We start from the raw sequence: 18,807 nt of genomic DNA, 5'->3' as shown, positions 1-18,807 counted from the left end.
GGCTTTCACGCGTCGAGGTCCGTCCAACGGCGCAGTGCTGGACGCTCACCCGCGAGGTACCTTCGGGTCAGGCGAATCCGCGCAGCACCATCTTCGCGATCACCACGACCAGGAACACCAGCAGGAATCCCATGTCCAGGGACACTCCGCCCAGGTTCAGCGGCGGCACCTTGCGCTGGATCCAGCGGATCGGCGGGTCGGTGATGGTGTAGACCCCGACGGCGATCATGAGCGCGAAGCCCTTGGGTCGCCAGCTGCGGGCATACTGCTGGGTGAGGTCGAAGACGATGCGGACCACCAGAGCGAACTGGTAGATGGTCAGCAGCAGGTACAGGGGCGCGGTTAAGAGATCCACAGCTCAGAAGCGTACTTGGTTCAGCTCTGGTTGAAGAACTGGGCCGAGGACGGGGTCTCTGCGGCGGCGCGCTCTTCAGCCAGCACCTCGATGTTCTTCGGGGTCAGCAGGAACACCTTGTTGGTGACACGCTCGATGGATCCGCCCATGCCGAAGACCAGCCCGGCGGAGAAGTCCACCAGTCGCTTGGCCTCGGCCTCGCCCATGTCGGTGACGTTCATGATCACCGGGATGTTGTCCCGGAAGGACTCGCCGATGACCTTCGCGTCGTTGTAGGAGCGCGGGTGAACGGTGGTGATTTTTCGCATCGGTGAACTTTCATCCCGGGATGAGGGGGCTCGCTTGATCGGGGTGACCGGAGCACGGTAGTCCGGGTCCACTGCCAAGTTGGAGCTGTTGTACTGGCCTGTGTGTGAGCTGTCGTCGGCGTGGTCGATGCCGAGGGAGACGACCTCGTTTCCGCGCGCGGAAGAGGTGGCGCTCGTCGGCGCCGGGGTCTCGCGGACCGAGGCCGCCATGGAGGAGCTGCGGCTCACCGAGCTGGGCTCGGAGGCCGAGCCCTGGGGGCTGCGGGTCGTGGAGGAGGGCTCCTTGGAGAAGCTGTCCTCGCTGTAGTCGTCTCCGTCGGCGAGGCCGAGGTAGATCATGGTCTTCTTGAAGGCACCGGCCATGAGGGTTCTCCTGAGGAAAGGTTGATTTGTCACTGCGCGGTCTCGAGACTATCGCTGAAGCGGACGCTCACCCAGGACATCTCGACCGACCCGCAGGTGTGTCGCACCGTGGGCCACCGCTTCCTCCAGGTCACCGCTCATTCCGGCGGAGATCATGTGCGCCTGAGGGTGGGCGTCCTGCAGTTCGGCGGAGAGCTGCGCAAGTCGGCCGAAGGCCGGTGCGGCCGGCTCATCCAGGGGCGCGACAGCCATGAGTCCGCCGAGCTCAAGCCCCGGTGCCTCAGCGATCCCGGCGGCCAGCGCGGGGATCGACGCGGGGTCCGCCCCTCCCCTGCCGTCGGCCGGCACGGGGTCACGCAGGTCCACCTGGATCAGGCAGGTCAGCGGCGGCGCATCCGCTGCAGGTGCGACCTTGACCAGCGCCTTCAGCAGGGACGACCGGTCCACCGAGTGCAGGTGATCGGCGTAGCCGAGGACCGAGCGGGCCTTGTTGGACTGCAGCTGGCCGATGAAATGCCAGTGCAGGGCGTCCGTGTCACCGCCGAGCAGCTGTGTGACCTCCGCGGCCTTGACGGCGGCCTCCTGATCGCGGTTCTCGCCGACGTCGCGAACGCCCAGCCGGTGCAGCCTGAGCACATCCGCGGCGGGGAAGAACTTGGTGACCACGATGAGCTTCGGCCGATCCTGGCGTCCGACGGCGGCCATCGCCCGGTCGATCCGGGCGTGGACCGCCGCGAGGTTCGCTGCGAGCTCCTCGCTCCGCGGGTCCTGGGCTGCGGGGTCGCGGGCTGCGGGGTCGGTGGCCGAATCCGTAGAAGCGGGATCTGGGCCGGCGGGATCTGGTCTGGTCTGCACGAGGAGAGCCTATCGAGCCGGGAGCTCCGCCGGGGATCCTGACCGGGATGAGGATGCTGGCATCCAGATCACACCGGCGAACCGTCCGCGGTCAGGCTCTCGGCGATGGGAGAAGAGCGAGTCGTCCTCGAGGGTGCAGCCGGCGAGGTCATCGACCGTGACTCCCTGCTGGGCGAGGACGGCCTGGGCCTCGGCGCGCAGGTTCAGCGCACTGGTGCCCCAGCTGGTGGTGGAGGCGATGGCGGGACGGTCACGGGAGACCTCGGCGACCATCGGTTCTGGAATCTCGTAGCAGGCGCCGCAGGCTCCCGGGCCGATCCACGCGGTGATCGCGACGGCGCCGCGCTCCCGCATGGCGGCCACGGTGTTCTCCAGGACCCCGGCCAGCAGGCCTGGACGCCCGGCGTGGGCCGCAGCTGTCACCGGAACCTGATGCTCGGGATCGCTGCCGGCGCGCTGCCCGTAGAGCAGCACCGGCAGGCAGTCGGCGACCATGATCGCCAGCGGCACCGAGCCGTCGGCGCAGACCCAGGCATCCCCGGTGGGCACCGGGGCGGAGCTGACGCCGTCCTGCGCGGAGGCCGCGGCCTCGGCGTCGAGCACGTCTGCGGAGTGGACCTGGTTCAGGAAGCGCAGGGACCCCGCTGGCACGCCCATCGTCGCCTCGAGACGGCGGCGATCCTCGGAGACCCGCTGCTGGGAACCTGCGTGACGCGCCAGATTCCCGGCATCCACCGAGGTGAAGCCCAGCTGCACGGAGTCCCCGGCGTGGCCCCGCCACCAGAACGGCGACGGGGACACAGCGGACCTGGCCCCCTTGTTCGTGGGGGCCGAGGTCACTTCAGGAAGTCAGGCACATCGAGGTCGTCGTTGCGACCTCCGGTGTAGTCCGACTCGACGATGTCCGGGATGTCCTGCTGCTCCTCGTTCTCATGACGACGACGCGAGGGGTCGAACCGCTGCTGAGGTGCGGTGTCCTGGGAGCCGGCGTAGCGTGCAGCACCTGAGCCGCCCATCGGGATCGTGCCGGGCACGGTTCCGGGGACGGGCGGGGCGGTGCGCGCGGGCGGGGCTGCGGAGCCGACGCTGCGAGCAGGCGCCTGGTTCTGCAGCGGCTGCGCGGGACGGGAGGTGGCGTCGACCTGGTCGAAGCCGGCGGCGATGACCGTCACCCTAGCCTCGTCACCGAGGGCGTCGTCGATGACGGCGCCGAAGATGATGTTGGCCTCCGGGTGGGCGACCTCCTGGACCAGCCTGGCGGCCTCGTTGATCTCGAAGAGTCCGAGATCCGAGCCGCCCTGGATGGAGAGCAGGACACCGTGTGCGCCGTCGATGGAGGCTTCCAGAAGCGGCGAGGCGATGGCGAGCTCCGCGGCCTTCACCGCACGGTCCTCACCGTTGGCCGAGCCGATGCCCATCAGGGCGGAGCCGGCACCCTGCATGACCGACTTCACGTCGGCGAAGTCGAGGTTGATCAGGCCCGGTGTGGTGATCAGGTCGGTGATGCCCTGCACGCCGGAGAGCAGCACCTGGTCCGCGGAGCGGAAGGCGTCCAGGACCGAGACGTTCTTGTCCGAGATCGAGAGCAGCCGGTCGTTGGGGATCACGATGAGCGTGTCGACCTCGTCGCGGAGCTGTTCGATGCCCTCTTCGGCCGAGCCGGCGCGCCGGCGGCCCTCAAAGGTGAACGGGCGGGTGACCACGCCGATGGTCAGCGCGCCGAGCGAGCGGGCGATCCGGGCGACCACGGGGGCGCCGCCGGTTCCGGTGCCGCCGCCTTCGCCTGCGGTGACGAACACCATGTCGGCGCCGCGGATGACCTCTTCGATCTCCTCGGAGTGGTCCTCGGCGGCCTGGCGGCCGACCTCAGGGTTGGCACCGGCTCCCAGTCCACGGGTCAGCTCTCGGCCAACGTCGAGCTTCACGTCGGCGTCGCTCATCAGCAGCGCCTGCGCGTCAGTGTTGATGGCGATGAATTCCACGCCACGGAGACCGACGTCGATCATGCGGTTGACGGCGTTGACGCCGCCGCCACCGATGCCGACGACCTTGATCACGGCCAGGTAGTTGTTCGGTGATGCCACGTTGTGTGTCCCTTGCTCGTCTCTGGTCTCAAATGTACGGAGACCCCCGTCGCTGAGTGAGCCGCAGCGCGACTCCTCACTGTCTTCACCCGTCTCGGGCCACCTGATCGTGCCGATGTCATTCGCGGGTACATCGGTTCAATCATGGGCGGCAACCCGTGACGTCGCAGCGGCTCTTCAGCGGACGGGAGCCTCCGTACCTGAGACATTGTTCTGTTGCCTGCGAACCAACAGCAAGGTTCAAGCTTTACTTGAACCTTAGGGGATCCCAGGTAGGCAGTCCCTGTCTGATGTCCTTTTCGGTCATAAGCCTACGCGCCACACGCGCCTAGCGCGTCACCGGCGCGCTCGGAGTTGAGATGTCGAGCACCTCGACGCCCTCGAACTCGCCCGCCGAGGAGCCCAGGATCGCTTCAAGCACCGTGGCCTTCTCGTCCCCGCGCTGGTCGTCGCCCCAGACGACGGTCCGCCCGTCCTGCAGCTCAAGCTGCACCGAATCCCGAGACTCCGCGGTGGCGGACTCCAGCGACTCGCGGGCGCCCTCGGGCAGCTGGCCCAGCACCGAGACGATGGTCTGGAAGACCGCTTCGTTCTCCAGGGCGGCCTCCGCGGAGATCACCGGGGTGGCGTAGCCCTGCGCATCCTCGGCCTGGGACTCGTCGAAGGTCCTGATCAGCTCTCCCTCCTGGCTGTAGAAGAGGATCTCCTCCCCCACGTGGACCTCTGCCACCGGGGGATGTTCGATCACCACGATGTCCAGGCCCTCGGGGAGCCGGGCGGCGACGATCACCTCGTCGACCGCGCGCTCGTCCTGCAGCAGCCGCTCGACGTCGCGCTGACTGACCTGAGCCAGCGGCCTGCCGTGCAGCGGCGCCAGCAGCTCCTGGGCGCGCTGATCGGTGAGCAGGTCGTTGTCCTGAACCGCGATCGCGCGCACCACCAGCAGCGGGGAGAAGTAGAGGGTGGCCACCACGCCGAGCAGCACCGCGAGGCTGATCAGCAGGGCGAGGATCCGTCGGCGGCGGCGCCGCCTGCCGATGACGGCGGCAGGCTCGGGGAAGTCCAGCGGGGACGCGTCACCGAACTCATCGTCGTCCGTGTCGGAGAACTCATCGTGGTCCGCGTCGGAGGGCTTGTCGTGGTCCGGGGCGCGGCGGGGGAACCGCAGCCTCATCGGCGCTCCGTGAGCGCGCTGAGGACGTCTGCGCCCAATGCGGTGACGTCACCGGCGCCGAGGGTCATGATCAGGTCTCCTGGACGGGCGGCCGAGGCCACGGCGTCGACGGCTCCGGCGACGCTGCGCACCGGGTGCCCCAGCAGGGCGGCGGTGACGCCCTCGATGGGCTCCTCCCTGGCCGGGTAGATCTCCAGCACCGCCACGGTGTCCGCCGCGGTCAGTGCAGTCCCGAAGTCAGCGGCGAAGGCGGCGGTGCGGCTGAACAGGTGCGGCTGGAAGATCACATGGACCTGCCCGTCAGCAGCGGTCAGCGAGGCGCGCGCGGCCTGGAGCACGGCGGCGACCTCGGTGGGGTGATGGGCGTAGTCGTCGTAGACGCGCACCCCGGAGACCTCTCCGCGCAGCTCGAAGCGGCGCGAGGTGCCTTGGAAGTGCGAGACGGCCGCGACGCTGGTTCCCAGCGAGAGTCCGGCTCGGCGCCCCACCGCGATGGCGGCCAGGGCGTTGAGCTGATTGTGCACTCCGGGCACCGCCAGGCGCAGCAGCGCCTCCTCGGCGCCCTCACGCACCACCCCGCCGTCGCGGGTGACGCTGCTCAGCCGAAGGTCGGCGTCCTCGCGGGTGCCGTAGCTGGTGATGCTCACGCCGCGGGCGGCCAGCGGCTGCTCCACCTTCGCCAGCAGTTCGCGGGCACCGGAGTCGTCGGCGCAGATGATCAGCGCCCCGCCGTCGGTGATCCGCTCGGTGAAGTCCACGAAGACCTGCTCCACCGCCTCCGCGGTGCCGTAGTGATCGAGGTGGTCGGCTTCGACATTGGTGACCACACCGACCTCTGGGGCGTAGTTCAGCAGCGAACCGTCGGACTCGTCGGCTTCGGCGATGAACCACTCCCCGGTGCCCGCCGCGGCGTTGACGCCGAGTCCGGCGACGTTGGCGCCGACGGCGAAGGTCGGGGAGAGTCCGGCCTGCTCCAGCAGCACGGTGGCCATCGAGGAGGTGGTGGTCTTGCCGTGGGTGCCCGCGACGGCGACGGCGCGGCGGGTCCGCATCAGCGCCGCCAGACCCTGCGAGCGGTGCAGCACCGGCAGGCCGCGGCGCACGGCCTCGTCGTATTCGGGATTGCCGGCAGCGGCGATCGAGGAGGCGATCACCGCGGTGATGGGTTGGCCCAGCTGTTCCTCCGCCGCGGCCAGGTTCTCGGCGCGGTAGCCCACCTGCACGGCGGCGCCGCCGCGACGGAACTCCTCGAGCACGGGGAGCTCCTTGGCGTCGGTGCCGGAGATCGGCACGCCGTCGGCGGCCATCAGGCGTGCGACGGCGGAGACGCCCACTCCGCCGAGCCCCAGGAAGTGGACGTGCCCGAGTCCGGCGGCGGGAGGTTCAGCGGAGCTGGGCCGGGCGGTGGGCTCCGCGGCGTGAGCAGGATTCATGGGAGGCAGGGTCACTACGCGGTCTCGGACTTGCTCATCGGGTGGCCGGCGGCGGCGAGGGTGGCGCGGGCCATCCGATCGTCGGCATCGGTGATCCCGCGCGAGGCCGACTGCTGCTCCATGGTGGCCAGCAGCTGCGGGTCCTCGAGCAGCGGAACGATGTTGCGCCGGATCCAGGACTTGTTGAAATGTTCGTCCTTGACCAGCAGGGCGCCGCCTGCGGCGACAAGTTCGCGGGCGTTGAGCTCCTGCTCGCCGTTGCCCACCGGCAGCGGCACGAAGATCGCGGGAAGCCCCACGGCGGCGACCTCGCTCACCGTGGCGGCGCCGGCGCGGGCGATGATGAGGTCCGCGGCGGCGTAGGCGAGCTCCATGCCGTCGAGGTATTCCCGCTGGTGGTAGCCGGGGGCTTGGATCAGCGCGCCGTGCTCACCGGTGAGCGCCTTGTCCCGGCCGGTCAGGTGCAGCACCTGGGCCCCGGTGCCGAGCAGATCGGTCAGCGCCGCCTTGATCGAGTTGTTCAGCGACAGCGCCCCGGAGGAGCCGCCGGTGATCACCAGGGTGACCTTCTCCGGGTCCAGGCCCAGGGTCTTGCGGGCCTGTTCCCGCTGCTGGGCGCGGTCGAGCTGGGAGATCTCTCGGGCCATCGGCATGCCCACCCATTCGGAGCCCTTCAGCGGGGTGCCTTCGAAGGCGACGCCGGTGAAGGCGGCGAACCGGTGGCCCAGCTTGTTCGCCAGACCGGGACGAGCGTTGGCCTCGTGGATGACCACGGGGATGCCCAGCCGGCGGGCCGCTACGAACACCGGGGTGCACACGTACCCGCCGACGCCCATGACCACGTCGGCCTGCTCGGCGCGGAGGATCCCGGCGGCGTCGCGCACGGCCTGCCCGAAGCGGGAGGGGAAGCGCAGCATGTCACGGGAGGGCCGCCGGGGCATGGCGACCTTGTCGATGGTCTCCAGTCGGTAGCCGGCCTCGGGGACCAGCCGGGTCTCGAGTCCGGCGGCGGTGCCGATGACGGTCTGGCGGACCTCGGGGGCGAGGCGATCGAGGGCACGGGCGACTGCCAGCATCGGGCTGACGTGCCCGGCGGTTCCCCCGCCTGCGAGAACTATGGAGAGCTCATTCATGGGTTTTCCTTCGGCAGCCATCAGACGGACATGGGGTTTCGGTGGGAGGCTTTGGTGGCCTTCGACGGGGAGCTGCTCCGGCGAGGCCGGGGTCGGCCGTCCAGGCGCTGCCTGCGGGCGAAGTTCAGCACCACCCCGACGGCGATCAGGGTCACGGTCAGCGCCGAGCCGCCGTAGGAGATGAACGGCAGCGGCACGCCCACCACCGGGAGCAGCCCGGTGACCATGCCGATGTTGATGAAGGCCTGACCGTTGATCCAGGCGATGACCCCGAGGCAGACCAGTCGGGTGAACTGGTCGTTCGTGTTGTAGGCCACGCGGAACATCCCCACGGCGAGCACCGCGAAGAGGCCCAGCACCGTGAGGGTGCCGAGCAGTCCCAGCTCCTCTCCGATGATGGTGAAGATGAAGTCGTTGTGGACCTCGGGGATGTAGTCCCATTTCTGCCGCGACTGGCCCAGGCCGACGCCCCAGAAGCCGCCCGAGGCCAGCGCGTAGTAGCCCTGCTGCATCTGGTGACAGGGATCGGTGGGGTGGTCGCAGTTGACCCCGAGCCACGCCCAGACCCGCATCATGCGGTAGGGCGTCACCAGCATCAGCAGCGCCACCATCACCGCGGCGAGGCTGGCCGCGATCACGAAGTACCGCATGGCGACCCCGGCGGCGAAGAGCAGCGTCCCGACGATCAGGATGATGATCAGGCTGGTGCCCAGGTCGCCGCCGGCGAGCACCAGGACCAGCACCGAGAGGGCACCGGGAGCCACGAAGGGAGTGACCCAGTGCGCGAACTGGGAGAGCAGCCGGCCCTTCTTGGCCAGCACCGCGGCGCCCCACATCACCAGGCCCAGCTTGGCGACCTCGGAGGGCTGTCCCTGGACCGGTCCGATCCGGAGCCAGTTCGTCGAGCCGCCGCCGGTATGGCCCAACGGGGTGAACGCGACCAGGGCGAGCAGGACGGCGGAGAGCAGCATCAGGAACCAGCCGATGGCGCGCAGCCAGCGGGTGGGCAGGACCATCATGACCAGCATGCCGACGAGCCCGATGGCCGCCCAGGTGGCCTGGCGGGTCGCTGTGGTGAAGGCTCCCCCGGTCGGATCCACCGAGGTCGAGGACAGCACGAAGGTCAGCCCGATGATCGAGAGGGCCAGGGTGGAGCCGAGGATCAGCCAGAACGTGGTGTAGGGGTTCCCGATCTCCAGGAAGCTCCAGAAGCGCTGGACCCGGTTCTGCCGGGAGTCCGCCCGCTCCGCCTTCCAGCGCCGACCTGCGGCGCCGTCGGAGGTGTCGGCGTCCCGGGTGTCCGCGGCGGGGCCCTTGGCGGCGGGGGTCTTCGCGGTGGAGGTCTTGGCAGCGGAGGTCTTCGGGGCAGAGGTCTTGGCCGCAGTCGACCGATGCACGCGCCGCTCAGCCGCCGGTTCGACAGGCTCGTCGCCCGGGTCGGTGTGGTCGTCCACGGCGCGAAGCTGGGACCTGCGCTGTTCGGGGGAGGCTGGGACTCGAGGTCTCCGCTTGTCCATCCAGTCCTCCTCCTGGTGAAGTCCCCTGCGGGGCTCCACGTCTGCGATCAATCGGTCATGAGCTCTGCCACTGCTTCGATGAATGCTTCCCCGCGGGCTGCGTAGGAGGCGAACTGGTCCATCGAGGCAGCGGCCGGGGCCATCAGCACCGTGTGGTGCGGCGCAAGCGCCTTGGCGGCTTCGGCGACGGCGGTCCGCATCGCGCGCACCCCGTCCTCACCCGCCAGCGACGCGTCCAACTCGCTGCGCCTCTCATCCTCCCGCAGGCGTCCACCGATCACCGGGACTCCCGGCGCGTGTCGCTCGAGGCTGGACCTCAGCTGGGAGGAGTCGGTGCCGATCAGGATCACCTGACGCAGCCGTGGGGCGATCTCCCGGACGAGTTCGTCGTAGACCACCCCTTTGGGCAGTCCCCCAGCGATCCAGATGACATCGGTGAAGCTGCGCAGCGAGGCCGCGGCGGCATGTGGGTTGGTGGCCTTGGAGTCGTTGATCCAGAGCACGTCGTCGGCCTTCGCCACCGGCTGGATGCGGTGATCACCGGCCTCGTAGGCCTGCACGGCCGCTCGGATCGCGTCCGGTGCGGCGCCGGCGGCGCGCGCCAGGGCGGCGGCGGCAAGGGCATTGGCGATGAGGTGCTGCGGGGCGAGCGGGCCGAAGTCGGCAAGTTCCGCCAGTTCCAGCGCCTGGTGCGCGCGATCGGCCAGGAACGCTCGGTCCACCAGCAGGTCATCGACCACGCCGAGCATCGAGGGTCCGGGGGCTCCGGTGGTGAAGCCGATGGCTCGGCATCCCTCCTGGACGTCGGCCTCGGCGACCATGTCCTCGGTGACCCGCTGGTCGGCGTTGTAGACGCAGGCCAGCTCGGTGTTCTCGTAGATCTTGGCCTTCGCCGCGCGGTAGTCCTCGAAGCTGCCGTGCCAGTCGACATGGTCCTCGGCGATGTTGAGCACCGCTGAGGCCAGCGGGGAGAGCAGCTCGGTGTATTCGAGCTGGAAGCTGGAGAGCTCCACGGCCAGGGCGTCATAGCCTTCCGGATCGCGGATCGCGTCGAGCACCGGTACACCGATGTTGCCGCAGGCGATGGCGCGCTGACCGTCGTGGATCAGCATCGACTCCAGCAGCGTGACGGTGGTGGTCTTGCCGTTGGTGCCGGTGACCACGAGCCAGCTGGGCTTCGTGGCGCCCGGGCGGGGTCCGAGCCGCCAGGCCAGCTCCACCTCGGAGAGGACCGGGATCCCGGCGGTGCGCGCCGCACTGATCAGCGCGGAGTCGGGCCGCCAGCCCGGAGAGGTGACCACGAGCTCGACGGGCTCACCGTCGAGCAGCGGCAGCTCGGAGAGGTGTTCCTCGCCGAGCAGGATCTGACTCACCCCGACCAGCCGCAGCGTCTCGGCGTCGCGGCGCGTCTTGGGTGCATCGGTTCCATCGACGACGACGACGCGCGCGCCCAGCTCGGCCAAGGTGTCGGCGGCGGCGAATCCCGAGACGCCGAGCCCGGTGACCATCGCGCGCAGTCCCTTCCAGGGGCCGTCCCAGCCGCGAAGCTCGGGGCGGATCTGCGGCTGCCGGGAATTCTGGTGCTGCGCGTGCTGTGGGTCCTGAGAGTCGGACACGCTCACTGACGGATCACCCATTCGCCGTAGAAGACGGCCAGACCGATGCCCACGGCGAGGGCGCCGATGATCCAGAACCTGACCACCACGGTGACCTCTGCCCAGCCTTTGAGCTCGAAATGGTGCTGCAGCGGGGCCATCAGGAACACCCGCTTGCCGCCGGAGAACTTGAAGTAGCCGACCTGGATGATCACCGAGAGGGTGATCAGCACGAAGAGCCCGCCCAGGATCACGAAGAGCAGCTGGGTATGGGTCAGGATCGCGAAGCCGGCCAGAGCGCCGCCGAGGGCGAGGGAGCCGGTGTCGCCCATGAAGATCTTCGCCGGTGAGGTGTTCCACCAGAGGAAGCCGATCAGCGCGCCGGTGATGATCGCGGCGATCATGGCCATGTCCATCGGGTCGCGCACCTCGTAGCAGACGCTCTCCACGGCGCTGCGGCTGCCGCAGGCCTGGTTGAACTGCCAGATCGAGATGATCGTGTAGGCGGCCGTCACCATTGCCGTGGCCGCCGTGGCGAGCCCGTCGAGGCCGTCGGTGAGGTTCACGCCGTTGGTGGTCGCGGTGACGATCAGGTTCGCCCAGATCACGAAGAGGATCATGCCGATGATCGGGCCGGCGAAGGCCAGGTCGAGCACCGTCTCGCGGACGAAGGAGATGTTCGTCGAGGCAGGGGTCAGCCCGTCGGCGTCGGGGAAGTTCAGCGCCAGCACGGCGAAGAGCACACCGACGGCGACCAGCCCGGCGATCTTGCGCCAGGGCGTCAGTCCCAGCGACTGCTTCCTGCTGATCTTCGCGAAGTCATCGGCGAAGCCGACGAGGCCCATGCCGACCATCAGCATCAGCAGCAGCAGCCCGGAGGCTGTCGGTCCGGCGGTGTCGCCGGTGATGCTCAGCAGCAGGTGGGTCAGCAGGTACGCGGCGACCACGGCCATCATGATGACCGCTCCGCCCATCGTGGGCGTGCCGCGCTTCACATGGTGGGTGGTGGGGCCGTCGTCACGGATGAACTGGCCGTATCCTCGCTTCACCAGGAAGCGGATGAACAACGGCGTCCCGACGAGGGTGAGTCCCAGGCCGAAGACGGCACCGATGACTACAGCGATCACAGGGCCCCTTCCTTTGCGGCGATCTTGTCACCCAGGAGTCTAAGCCCTGCGCTGTTGGAGGATTTGAACAGCACGATGTCACCGGGAGCGAGCTCCTGGTCCAGGTAGGCCTCGGCCTCCTCGACCGTGGCGACCCAGTGCACCTCAGAGCCCCAGCTTCCCTCCGCGATGGCGCCGCGGTAGAGCGGGTAGGCCAGATCGCCCACCACCAGGGTCTTGTCGATGTTCAGCCGCACCACGGTCTCCCCCAGCTGGGTGTGCTTGGGGATGGAGACGTCGCCGAGCTCGAGCATCGCGCCGAGCACGGCCACCGAGCGGCGTGCCGGGCGGCCCTGACCGGGTCTGGTGAGCATCGCCAGGGTGCGCAGCGCCTCCCGCATGGATTCGGGGTTGGCGTTGTAGGCGTCGTTGATCAGGGTGACCCCGTCCGCGCGCTCGGTGCGTTCCATCCGCCAGCGGCTCGCCGGGCCGAGCCCGTTCAGCCGCTCGGCGATGGCGTGAGGGGCGACGCCTGCGCGCAGCGCGCAGGCCGCCGCGGCAAGGAGGTTGGAGACGTGGTGGGCGCCGGTGAGGCCGGAGACCAGCGGGAACTCTTCGCCGGACTCGGTGAAGCGCAGCTGGAACCTCGGGTGCCCGGCCTCGTCGAGGCTGAGGTCCACAGCGCGCACCTGGTCCGGGGTCCCGGCGGCGTGGTCACCGCCGGCGGCCTGACCGGCGTCCGGACCCGTCTCCTGGCCGGTGTCTTCGCTGAACCAGGTGATCGGAGCCTTCGCGGCCTTCGCCATGGGGGCGACCTGGGCGTCGTCGCGGTTGAGCACGACGGCGCCGGTGGCGCTGATCTCCTCGACGAGCTCCGCCTTGACGGCGGCGATCTTGTCCGCGCCGCCGAACTTGCCGGCATGGGCGGATCCGACCATGAGCACCGCCCCGATGTCGGGGCGGACCATCTCCGCGAGCTCGCGGATGTTGCCGGGGGCGTCTGCGCCCATCTCCACGACCACGTACCGGGTGTCCAGCTCAGCGGTGAAGATGGTCAGCGGGACTCCGACCTCGCCGTTGTAGGAGCCCTGGGGCGCCACGGTGGGGCCCTCGGGCTCGAGGATCGACTTCAGCAGGTCCTTGGTGGTGGTCTTGCCGGCGGACCCGGTGATGCCGATGACGGTGGTGGCCGAATGGGCGCGCACCCGGTCGAGGATCGCCGCGGCGATCTGTCCCATGGCGGTGACCACGTCGGTCACGATCACGCTGGGATGCGGGGCTCCGTGTGGGGTCTGGGTCTCGCGCTCGGCCAGCACGAGGGTGGCGCCGGCGGCGAGGGCGACGTCGATGAAGCGGTGACCGTCGGTGGTCTCCCCGGGCTTGGCGATGAACAGCGAGTCCGCGACCATGCTGCGCGAGTCGGTGTCCGCGTGGCGCACGCGGACCGCGGCGGGGTCAGGGACGCCGCGCAGGGTCCCTGCGGTGATCTCGGCGATCTCTTCGGCTGAGAGTTCGATCATGCCTTGTCGCCTCCTTCTGCTGTGGAAAAGCTGTGGGTCTTGTCGGTGTTCGGAGCGGACTCGGTCTGCGGAGCATCGTCGGCGGTGGGGAATCCGCGCAGGCGCAGCGCCCGGGCCAGCTCCACCCGGTCGTCGATCGGGTGCTTCGTCCCGGCGAAGTCCTGGTGGACCTCATGTCCGCGTCCCGCGAGGATGATGGTGTCCTCGGGCTCGGCCACCGCCACGGCGCGGGTGATCGCGTCGAGTCGCGGCGAGATCTCCTCCAACGTGGTGTCCAGATCCTCTTCGGCCAGGGCCTCACGGGCGCCCTCCAGGAGCCCGGCGCGGATCTGCGCGGGGTCCTCGCCGTGCGGATCGTCGTCGCTGATGATCACGTGATCGGCCATGCGCACCGCGATGGCGCCCATCAGCGGGCGCTTGGCGCTGTCACGCTCCCCCGCGGCGCCGACGACCAGGATGGTCTTCCCGCGCGAGGTGCTCGCGGCGGCCTCGAGGGTACGGATCATGGCATCGGGGTTGTGCGCGAAGTCGACGATCGCGGCGGGCTCGGTGCCGATCACCTGCATCCTGCCTGGGACGCTGATCGTGAAGGGGTCGGCCTGCTCGAGCGCGGTGACGATCTCGTCGCGACTGACTCCGAGCGCGGTGGACTCATCGGCGGTGAGCACCATCACGGCGGCCAGCGCCGCATTGGCGACGTTGAACCGGCCGGGCAGCCCGGTGCGGGAGCGGATGCTCTCCCCGGTGTGGCGGTTGCGCAGCGTGAAGGCGCTGCCGAGCAGATGCGGGGTCACCTCGGTGACGCTCCAGTCCGCGGCCGGGTCCGGCACCTCTGCGGTGGCAAGCGTCACGACGTGGCCGGTTGCGGTCTCAGCCATCCGCCAGCCCCAGGGATCATCCACGATGACCACGCTGCTGCGGGTGCGGCGACGGGCGAACAGGGCCGCCTTGGCCGCGAAGTACTCCTCCATCGACCCGTGCAGGTCCAGGTGGTCCTGGGTGAGGTTGGTGAAGCCCGCCACGGCGTAGAAGAGCCCGGAGGTGCGCTGATAGGAGATGGCGTGGGAGGAGACCTCCATCGCGGCGGCGGCGACGTCGGCCTCGCGGAAGAGCGCCATCAGGCTGTGCAGCTGCACGGCCTCCGGCGTCGTCATCTTCGAGGGGATGGTCGCCGCACCGGAGGCGATCTCGATGGTGCCGATCAGGCCGGTGGCGCGCTCGTGCGGGCGCAGCAGCGTGTCCAGCAGGGAGCGCAGGAAGTAGGTCGTGGTGGTCTTGCCATTGGTGCCGGTGACCCCGAAGAGCGCCGGCCCGGAGGTGGCGGTGTTTCCGTAGATCAGCGCGGCCGACGGGCCCGCCGCCTCGCGCACGCGGCGCACCTCGATGACCGGGATGCGGTAGCCCACGCGTTCACGGACCTTCTCGGCGCCGGCGACGTCGGTGAGGATCGCTGCCGCCCCGCCGTCCAGAGCGGTCATCACGAAGTCAGCACCATGAGCGCGGGAGCCGGAGACCGCGACGAAGAGGTCCCCGGGGCCTACGGCCTTGGGGTCCATGGCGGCACCGGTGAGCCGGATCTCGCCTGCGGCACGACCCACGGGGGTGACCAGCGGGTCATAGCCGGTGCTGGCGAGCTCGGCGACGAGCTCTTCCACACTGGTGCCGAGCACGCCGTCTGGACGGAAGACTCGGTCCTGCTGCGCGACGCTCAGCCCTGCCTCTACCGCGCTCACCAGGGCTGATCCTGATTCTCGCCTTCGAAGCCGTCGTAGGCCTCGCTCTCCGCCCCGCTGGGCGCCTCGTCATAACTGCTAAGCACGTAGGCCATGATCTCACGGAACGTGTCGGTGACCTCCCAGTCACGCCAGTAGCCCTGCGGGCGGTGCACGGTGACGGAGACCAGATACTGCGGGTCATCCAGCGGCGCCATTCCGATGAAGGACTGGGTGTGGCCGTCGAACCCTCCGCCAGCACCGGCTGCCTCCGCGATCCCGGACTTGCCGCCCACGCGGTATCCGGAGACGGCGGCCTGGCCGCCGGTTCCGTAGTCCACCACGCCTTCGAACATCCGGAGCATCTCCGCGGAGGTCTCCTCGGAGAAGATCCGCTCACCCGGCTGGGTCTGAACCGGGTGCTCGGTGCCGTCGGCGTCGACGTAGGCGTCGATCAGGCGCAGCGGGACGTCGACTCCGCCGTTGGTCATGGTCTGGAAGGCCTGCACATTGTGCAGCACCGAGGTCGTGTAGCCCTGCCCGAACTGCGTGGTCAGGTGCTGGCGGGCGTCCCATTCCTCGGGGGGCCGCAGCACCGAGTTCGCTTCGGTCCCGAGCCCGATGTCGAGCGGTTCGCCGAGGCCGACCCGGCGCATGTAGTCGTACCGGGTCTCTTCGGGGATCTCTCCGCCGATCATCACGGTGCCGGTGTTGTAGGAGCGGGCGAAGATGCCTGCGGCCGTCATGTCCAGGGTCGGGTGGCGGGTGGCGTCGCTGATGGTCTGGCCGTCCACCTCGTAGCGGTTGTCCACGGTGAAGCCGTCGGTGGGGTTCAGCGTCCCCTCCTCGAGCGCCATGGCGAAGGTGATGGCCTTGCCGGTGGAGCCTGGTTCGAAGTCCTGGGTCAGCGCGAGCGGTCGGCGGAAGAGCTCGTCGGTCTCTCCCGGTTCGGCCGGATCGACCGTCTCGGAGTCGGCCATGGCCAGGATCTCTCCAGTGGTGAGGTCCACGACGGTGGCATTGCCCCAGGCTGCGTTGTACTGGTTCGACTTCTTCGCGATCGCCTCCTGGGCGAACCACTGCAGGTCCTGATCGATGGTCAGACGGACGTCCTGGCCGTCCTCGGCCGGGAGCTCCTCATAGGTGGCCACCGGAATCCGCACGCCGTCGCCGCCGACCTCATAGATCCGTTCCCCGTCGACGCCGCTGAGCGCCTCGTCCTGGGCGGCTTCGATTCCTTCGAGGGGGCCGTCAGCGCCCATGAATCCGATGATCGAACCCGCCACGGCGCCGGACGGGTAGCTGCGCTGGGACACCGGCTCGGCGTAGAGGCCGGGGAGCCCGATGTCCACGGCCTGCTCGCTCTGCTCAGGCGTCAGTGATCGAGCCACCACCGAATAGCGGCTCTCGCCCACGATGAGGTCTGTGAGCTCCTCGGTGCTGCGATCCAGCACCTCGCCGAGCTCGGCGATCCCGGCCTGCACCGAGATCTCCTCGCGCAGCCCGGTGGCCTCGTCGCTGCGCTCGAAGTCTTCCACCACCGCCTGGTCGACGACCAGGTCATAGCGGTTCACCGAGGCGGCGAGCACTCGACCTTCGGTGTCGAGGATGTCCCCGCGGTGTGCGGGCAGCGGGACGCTGCGCAGCCGTTCGGAGACCGCCGCCTGGGCGTTTCCTGCAGGGTCCAGGCCCTGCACGTGGAAGAGGCGTCCTCCGAGCAGGAGCAGCATCACCAGGATCAGGGTGAGTCCGATGCGCATCCGGAACGAAAGGACCCGTTCTGCGCGTTTCTTCTGAGCGGCTGCCATGGCGTCAGCGTTCTCCCAACAAGTCGATCAGTCGAATGAGGGCGCCGGTATGGTCCCGCCGTTGAGTTCAGCAGGGCTGAACTGGTCTTGCGTCCCTGCAGATGCCTCCTGGCCATTCTGCCCGCTGGGAGCCTCGATGAGCGTGTTCAACGCGCCCCCGCCGAGAATCCCTGACGGCGCGCCGGTCACGGCATCCGAGACGTTCAGCGCAGCGGCGGAGTCGCCTCCGGGAACTGCGGGCGAGGCCACGAAGCTGGAGGGACGGTCGCCGCTGTCCGCGGGCGCCGCGGTGCCGGTGACCTCACCGTTGCCGAGATCCAGGGCCGCGGCCTCGGCAGGCATGACCATGCCCAGTCCGACGGCGGCACTGGAGAGCGCCTGCGGCGATTCCAGGTGCTGGACCTCTTCGGTCAGCGCCTGGTTCGCCTGGACCAGCGAGAGGTGCTGATTCTGCAGGTCCACGACGGTGTACTGCGCGTTGGCCACGTGGATGTTCACCGCGAGCACGATCGTCAGCGCGAGCCCGAGCAGTGCGATGATCCCGCCGATGAGTCCCTTCTGCCGCCCCCGGAGCTTGGGCAGGGCGCGGAGCATCGGACTGGGGCGTGCTGGGGAGCCTGCGTCGTCGGTGCGTCCGGGGAAGGAGAGGCTGCGCGCCAGTGACCCGCGGCTGGCCGGGGCGAGGGAATGTGCTTCTGCGCTCATGCGGCGGTTCTCCTGGAGTCGGTCAGCTTCTCCACTGCACGCAGCTTCGCTGACGCTGCGCGGGGGTTCTCGGCGATCTCGGCCTCGTCGGGCAGCTCTGCCCCGCGGGTGAGGGATCTGAATGTCGGCTTGTGCTCTTCGAGCTCCACGGGCAGCCCCGTCGGCGCCGAGGACTTGGTGCGTCGAGCGAAGGCCTGCTTCACGATGCGGTCCTCCAACGAGTGATAGCTCATCGCCACGATCCGACCGCCCGGCGCCACGGCGTCCAGGGCGTTCGGGATGGTGCGCTGCAGGACCTCGAGCTCCTCGTTGACCGCGATGCGCAGGGCCTGGAAGGTGCGTTTGGCGGGGTGTCCCCCGGTGCGCTTGGAAGCCGCGGGGACCGCGCGGTCCACCACGGCGGCGAGGTCCGCGGTCGTGGTGAAGGGGCGACTCTCTCGCCGGGAGACGATGGCCGAGGCGATGCGTCCGGCGAAGCGCTCTTCGCCGTATTCGCGCAGGATCCGCCTCAGCTCGGGCACCTCGATCCGCGCCAGCAGCTCGGCGACCGACTCGTCGGGGGAATCCTCCGAGGCATCCATGCGCATGTCCAGCGGGGCATCGTAGGAGTAGGCGAAGCCGCGGGAGGCCTCGTCCAGCTGCAGCGAGGAGACCCCGAGGTCGAGAAGCACCCCGGCGACTCGCTGATCGGAGTCCAGCTCCTCTGCGGCGACCTCGTCCACGCGGTCGTAGACCGTGTGGATGCCGCGAAAGCGGTCGCCGTAGGCGGAGAGGCGCTGCGCCGCGAGGGCATGCGCCTGGGGATCCCGGTCCAGGCCGAGCACGAGCACCTCGGAGTCGGCCGCAAGCATGGCTTCGGCGTGGCCGCCCATGCCCAGGGTGGCGTCGATGACCACGGGACGGTGGCCGGCGGCCCGGATGTTCTCCACTCCGAGGGCCAACAGTCTGATGCAGCGATCTCGCATCACCGGCACGTGCCGGTCTGCTGTCTCTCGTTGCGCCATACTGCCTCCGTCATGGGAAAGGATCCTTGGACCAGCTCCTCCTCCGCTCCGGCCTGCTGCCTGACATCGGGGAAGATAAGTCAGGAGTGCGGCCGGGCGGCGGAAGAACTCACCCAAGGATCCCCTTGAAGTGTT

General features: G+C 69.3%; 16 protein-coding genes. All 16 read right to left on the bottom strand.

Annotated features, from left to right (window positions below):
* Positions 1-67: 67 nt before the first annotated feature.
* Positions 68-355: a YggT family protein gene (locus LTH96_RS03395; RefSeq protein ID WP_241464334.1), complete on the bottom strand. Its 288-nt coding sequence runs from the start codon at positions 353-355 to the stop codon at positions 68-70.
* A gap of 20 nt (positions 356-375) precedes the next feature.
* Positions 376-1,026: a cell division protein SepF gene (locus LTH96_RS03390; RefSeq protein WP_241464333.1), complete on the bottom strand. Its 651-nt coding sequence runs from the start codon at positions 1,024-1,026 to the stop codon at positions 376-378.
* A gap of 48 nt (positions 1,027-1,074) precedes the next feature.
* Positions 1,075-1,881: a YggS family pyridoxal phosphate-dependent enzyme gene (locus LTH96_RS03385; protein WP_241464332.1), complete on the bottom strand. Its 807-nt coding sequence runs from the start codon at positions 1,879-1,881 to the stop codon at positions 1,075-1,077.
* A 9-nt stretch (positions 1,882-1,890) separates the two neighbouring features.
* Positions 1,891-2,721 carry a polyphenol oxidase family protein gene (locus LTH96_RS03380; RefSeq protein ID WP_241464331.1) on the bottom strand — a complete coding sequence of 277 codons (831 nt, stop codon included), beginning with the start codon at positions 2,719-2,721 and terminating at the stop codon, positions 1,891-1,893.
* Complete coding sequence (gene ftsZ, locus LTH96_RS03375) at positions 2,718-3,965, bottom strand: cell division protein FtsZ (protein WP_241464330.1); 1,248 nt, start codon at positions 3,963-3,965, stop codon at positions 2,718-2,720. The genes LTH96_RS03380 and ftsZ overlap by 4 nt, the downstream gene beginning before the upstream one ends.
* A gap of 328 nt (positions 3,966-4,293) precedes the next feature.
* Positions 4,294-5,139 carry a cell division protein FtsQ/DivIB gene (locus LTH96_RS03370; protein WP_241464329.1) on the bottom strand — a complete coding sequence of 282 codons (846 nt, stop codon included), beginning with the start codon at positions 5,137-5,139 and terminating at the stop codon, positions 4,294-4,296.
* Positions 5,136-6,572 carry a UDP-N-acetylmuramate--L-alanine ligase gene (gene murC / locus LTH96_RS03365; protein WP_241464328.1) on the bottom strand — a complete coding sequence of 479 codons (1,437 nt, stop codon included), beginning with the start codon at positions 6,570-6,572 and terminating at the stop codon, positions 5,136-5,138. The genes LTH96_RS03370 and murC overlap by 4 nt, the downstream gene beginning before the upstream one ends.
* A 14-nt stretch (positions 6,573-6,586) precedes the next feature.
* A complete protein-coding gene (gene murG / locus LTH96_RS03360) occupies positions 6,587-7,705 on the bottom strand; it encodes an undecaprenyldiphospho-muramoylpentapeptide beta-N-acetylglucosaminyltransferase (RefSeq protein WP_241464327.1) in 1,119 nt (372 codons plus the stop codon).
* Positions 7,706-7,725: 20 nt separating this feature from the next.
* Complete coding sequence (ftsW, locus tag LTH96_RS03355; RefSeq protein WP_241464326.1) at positions 7,726-9,222, bottom strand: putative lipid II flippase FtsW; 1,497 nt, start codon at positions 9,220-9,222, stop codon at positions 7,726-7,728.
* 47 nt (positions 9,223-9,269) lie between these two features.
* Positions 9,270-10,859, bottom strand: a complete 1,590-nt coding sequence (gene murD, locus LTH96_RS03350) for a UDP-N-acetylmuramoyl-L-alanine--D-glutamate ligase (protein ID WP_370644367.1) — start codon at positions 10,857-10,859, stop codon at positions 9,270-9,272.
* Entirely contained in the window at positions 10,841-11,944 is a 1,104-nt protein-coding gene (gene mraY, locus LTH96_RS03345) for a phospho-N-acetylmuramoyl-pentapeptide-transferase (RefSeq protein WP_241464325.1), read from the bottom strand. The genes murD and mraY overlap by 19 nt, the downstream gene beginning before the upstream one ends.
* Complete coding sequence (gene murF / locus LTH96_RS03340) at positions 11,941-13,443, bottom strand: UDP-N-acetylmuramoyl-tripeptide--D-alanyl-D-alanine ligase (protein ID WP_241464324.1); 1,503 nt, start codon at positions 13,441-13,443, stop codon at positions 11,941-11,943. Before murF ends, mraY begins: the two co-directional genes overlap by 4 nt.
* Positions 13,440-15,176 carry a UDP-N-acetylmuramoyl-L-alanyl-D-glutamate--2,6-diaminopimelate ligase gene (locus LTH96_RS03335; protein ID WP_241464323.1) on the bottom strand — a complete coding sequence of 579 codons (1,737 nt, stop codon included), beginning with the start codon at positions 15,174-15,176 and terminating at the stop codon, positions 13,440-13,442. Before LTH96_RS03335 ends, murF begins: the two co-directional genes overlap by 4 nt.
* Entirely contained in the window at positions 15,173-16,963 is a 1,791-nt protein-coding gene (locus tag LTH96_RS03330; RefSeq protein ID WP_241464322.1) for a penicillin-binding protein 2, read from the bottom strand. The genes LTH96_RS03335 and LTH96_RS03330 overlap by 4 nt, the downstream gene beginning before the upstream one ends.
* A 27-nt stretch (positions 16,964-16,990) precedes the next feature.
* Complete coding sequence (locus LTH96_RS03325) at positions 16,991-17,668, bottom strand: hypothetical protein (protein WP_241464321.1); 678 nt, start codon at positions 17,666-17,668, stop codon at positions 16,991-16,993.
* Positions 17,665-18,672 carry a 16S rRNA (cytosine(1402)-N(4))-methyltransferase RsmH gene (rsmH, locus tag LTH96_RS03320; RefSeq protein WP_241464320.1) on the bottom strand — a complete coding sequence of 336 codons (1,008 nt, stop codon included), beginning with the start codon at positions 18,670-18,672 and terminating at the stop codon, positions 17,665-17,667. The genes LTH96_RS03325 and rsmH overlap by 4 nt, the downstream gene beginning before the upstream one ends.
* Positions 18,673-18,807: the final 135 nt, after the last annotated feature.

Origin of the sequence: Nesterenkonia sp. LB17 (genome assembly GCF_022565915.1) — a bacterium.
Classification (GTDB): domain Bacteria; phylum Actinomycetota; class Actinomycetes; order Actinomycetales; family Micrococcaceae; genus Nesterenkonia.
The sequence above is the reverse complement of the archived record's forward strand: the minus strand, read 5'-3'. Positions and strand labels throughout refer to the sequence as shown.

What these genes read in the sequence shown, in the direction of transcription:
- rsmH (WP_241464320.1), bottom strand. Translation starts at nt 18,672, where the DNA reads ATGGCGCAACGAGAGACAGCAGACCGGCACGTGCCGGTGATGCGAGAT.
- LTH96_RS03390 (WP_241464333.1), bottom strand. Translation starts at nt 1,026, where the DNA reads ATGGCCGGTGCCTTCAAGAAGACCATGATCTACCTCGGCCTCGCCGAC.
- murF (WP_241464324.1), bottom strand. Translation starts at nt 13,443, where the DNA reads ATGATCGAACTCTCAGCCGAAGAGATCGCCGAGATCACCGCAGGGACC.
- murC (WP_241464328.1), bottom strand. Translation starts at nt 6,572, where the DNA reads ATGAATCCTGCTCACGCCGCGGAGCCCACCGCCCGGCCCAGCTCCGCT.
- LTH96_RS03370 (WP_241464329.1), bottom strand. Translation starts at nt 5,139, where the DNA reads ATGAGGCTGCGGTTCCCCCGCCGCGCCCCGGACCACGACAAGCCCTCC.
- LTH96_RS03325 (WP_241464321.1), bottom strand. Translation starts at nt 17,668, where the DNA reads ATGAGCGCAGAAGCACATTCCCTCGCCCCGGCCAGCCGCGGGTCACTG.
- LTH96_RS03330 (WP_241464322.1), bottom strand. Translation starts at nt 16,963, where the DNA reads ATGGCAGCCGCTCAGAAGAAACGCGCAGAACGGGTCCTTTCGTTCCGG.
- ftsW (WP_241464326.1), bottom strand. Translation starts at nt 9,222, where the DNA reads ATGGACAAGCGGAGACCTCGAGTCCCAGCCTCCCCCGAACAGCGCAGG.
- murG (WP_241464327.1), bottom strand. Translation starts at nt 7,705, where the DNA reads ATGAATGAGCTCTCCATAGTTCTCGCAGGCGGGGGAACCGCCGGGCAC.
- murD (WP_370644367.1), bottom strand. Translation starts at nt 10,859, where the DNA reads ATGGGTGATCCGTCAGTGAGCGTGTCCGACTCTCAGGACCCACAGCAC.